2 protein-coding genes and 1 pseudogene are annotated in these 2,201 nt (G+C 32.8%); 1 reads left to right on the plus strand and 2 read right to left on the minus strand.

The window, feature by feature from the left end:
* Both ACJMLO_RS07495 and ACJMLO_RS07500 read right to left on the minus strand, forming a co-directional pair.
* Positions 1–315: pseudogene (locus ACJMLO_RS07495) on the minus strand (hypothetical protein); the annotation flags it as partial.
* Between the two features lie 33 nt (positions 316–348).
* The gene (locus tag ACJMLO_RS07500) at positions 349–915 is read right to left on the minus strand and encodes a hypothetical protein (protein WP_405295454.1); all 567 of its coding nucleotides are present in this window, start codon (positions 913–915) and stop codon (positions 349–351) included.
* 509 nt (positions 916–1,424) lie between these two features.
* Between ACJMLO_RS07500 and ACJMLO_RS07505 the strand changes: the two genes are divergently transcribed.
* Positions 1,425–2,201: SpaA isopeptide-forming pilin-related protein (locus tag ACJMLO_RS07505; RefSeq protein WP_405295456.1), on the plus strand; the 777-nt coding region annotated here is incomplete at its 3' end.

Consider the following 2,201-nt stretch of genomic DNA (forward strand, 5'->3'; position numbering starts at 1 on the left):
ATCATGTCTGTCATAGGATGTGAAGTGTACAGCATCATGGCCTGCAACCTCAACCTTTTTCGCTTGGCTTTTCTCAATGAAATAACCATAGAGATCCATTATGGCAGGATTGACGTATCTGATTGTAAAAACATCAATGTCATCATCATATTCATACATATGAAAATCACTGCTGTATGGATTTTCGTATTTTGGAGGTATCTTGAATGTTTCATAGCCCACATCTGCACTAGACCAGTTTGAGGAGTCTATTGCACTGGCCACGCCCAGGAACATGAAAATTATTATTAGAAAAATCAATGCTTTTCGCATCATGTTAATACTATATATTAATTATATTATTTAAAATTAGATAACAATTTCAAAGGGAATCTTTCTGTTTTCCCTTCTTCTGGAGTCCATGTCAACAAAATCATAAACCAATGGATTTCGTATCAGCATCTTCCAGACTTCATATGTTTCTTCTAGAAAATCATCCCTGAATTGAATATGATTTTCAATAATCGGACATTTGTATGGAAATTCACTTTCATCAAGAACAAGATGAAATTCGCCGTTTTTTGAAATGTGAGGCACCAAAGGAAATGTTCTGCATTGAATTGGTCTTATGCTCCTGTCACATCTTGGAGGATTCCTGCATTTGACCAGACAGACATCACCCCCCCAGGAATGGGGAAAATCAAGTTCCTTTGCATCAATATAATACAGTTCAAATTCATCGCTATCTTCATACATCAGCTCTTCTCCCGGAAGAAGAAAGAGTGCAAGGTCTTCATTGGGATATTCCTCACTGTCATATACGCAGCATATCTCTCCACATAGTTTTCCACAGTCAAAATCAACAGGTGAGACTTTATCCAACCTTTCATAAATGTTTTCAATCGATCTTTTTATTTCCTCGGCACTGCCCTGCATAATGATAAATATATTTTGGATGTTTAAAAAATTTGCTGTTTTGATAATGGCCATTGTTTTTAGTGCTTATTTTTGAAATTTAAAAACTCAAAAATAACGATTTTGAAAAAAACTGATTAAATGCGTTATTTCATTTTAATTTAAAATCGAATAACTCAGAAATGATAGATTTTACTTAAATAACTCTTAAATCAATGTTTTTTAATTAGAAAAGTTTAGATTATAAGCATTTTCATATAATTAGCTCAATATGAAGTAATCTGTTTTTTATATGCTTCAATTTTGTTATAAACAAATTCATATGGAATTATCTTTTTATAGTTAAATTCAGATGAATATTAATCAAAAGCTATATTTTTATCTATTTTAAGTTTTAATTATAAAAATTAAGTAATTTTAAATTGATTTATCAAATAAAAAGCTTTATATAAGATATTTGTAATAAATATTTGGTGAAGTGGGATTCGGTTCCCACGGATATGAAAAAAATTTTTGGAGGTAATATAATTTTGAATACAAAAATATTGCGCATTTTGCTTTTGGCAGCCACATTTCTATTATGCATTTCTGCTGTTGCGGCAAGTGATGTCAATATAACAGATTCGGATTCTGCAATTTCAAGTGACGATGAATATCTTCCGCTTGAAGATACTCAAGATTCCACAAATCTGAATTCAAATGCTTTATCAGCTAACAATGATGACACTTCCAAAGAGACTATTAGCAAAAATCAGACAGAACTAACAAAACAAAGCACAAGTACCTATTATAAGGGAACCTGTGATGTTAGTTTGAAGGACTTGAACGCTAATGCAACATTATCAAATAAGGTCATTAATTTTGCAATAAATAATGTCAATTATACCGCTACAACCAATAATGAGGGTATTGCAAGTCTCAATATAGATTTGGCACCTGGAAAATACGCGGCAATTGCCTACTTTGAAGGAGATGATTCATATGATGCAAGCAATAATCTTACATTTACACTTGAAGTATTGTCCACAATCAAGGCAAATGACATTAGCAAATATTACAAGGCAAATGACCCCTACACTGCAACATTCTTTGACAGTCAGGGAAATGCTTTGGCCAATAGGGATGTAACAATCACTGTTAACGGAAAATCCTATACAAGAAAAACAAACAGCAATGGAGTAGCAAGTCTTTCTGTTGACTTGCAGCCAGGTACCTATAAGGTCGTTTCAACCGATCCGATTACAGGATATAAGTTAACCACCACTTTTAAGATTTTAAGCACAATCAGTGCAGGCAACGTTAAGACA

Source organism: Methanobrevibacter sp., from assembly GCF_045120835.1.
Taxonomy (GTDB): domain Archaea; phylum Methanobacteriota; class Methanobacteria; order Methanobacteriales; family Methanobacteriaceae; genus Methanocatella.